The organism is Methylobacterium sp. E-041, from assembly GCF_022829665.1.
GTDB lineage: Bacteria > Pseudomonadota > Alphaproteobacteria > Rhizobiales > Beijerinckiaceae > Methylobacterium.
Window position 1 is genome coordinate 1 of the sequence record NZ_JAKSYQ010000199.1, and the last position, 565, is coordinate 565.

1 protein-coding gene is annotated in these 565 nt (G+C 69.7%); it reads right to left on the reverse strand.

The genetic code is table 11. The features are described from left to right. Positions 1-565, reverse strand: a 565-nt coding sequence (locus MKK70_RS19230; protein ID WP_243949385.1) for a methyl-accepting chemotaxis protein, incomplete at both ends; no start/stop codon positions are given.

Consider the following 565-nt stretch of genomic DNA (forward strand, 5'->3'; position numbering starts at 1 on the left):
AGGGCTCCTGCGAGCTCGGTGAGGTTGGCCGAGGCCGCCTCGACCTCGCGGGTGCCGGCGGCGGTCTGCTGGCTCGCCTGGCGGATGTTCTGCAGGGCGCCCATCACCTGCTCGATGCCGAGCTGCTGCTGGTTGGTCGACGCCACGATCTGCTGGAAGGTCTGCGTCGCTTCTTCGACCCGCGCCGTGATCCCCTCGATCGTGCGCTGGGTCGTGTCGGAGCGCGCCTTGCCGGTGGCCGCCCGCTTGACCGCCTCCTCCGTCAGCATCACCGAGGTGTTGATGCCGCGCTGGATCTCCGAAAGGATGCCGCGCACCTGCAGGGTGGCCGCCTTGGCCTGGTCGGCCAGAAGCTTCATCTCCGAGGCTACCACCGCGAAGCTCCGCCCGCTCTCCCCGGCCGCTGCCTCGATCGCGGCGTTGAGCGCCAGCAGGTGCGTGCGCTCCGAGATGTCGTTGACCGTCTCGATGATGTCGCCGATCGTCTGGGTCTTCTCCGACAGCGTCACGATGTTGCCGGCCACCGCCTCCGCCTGCTCGCGGATCGCGTCCATCGCCCGCGCCG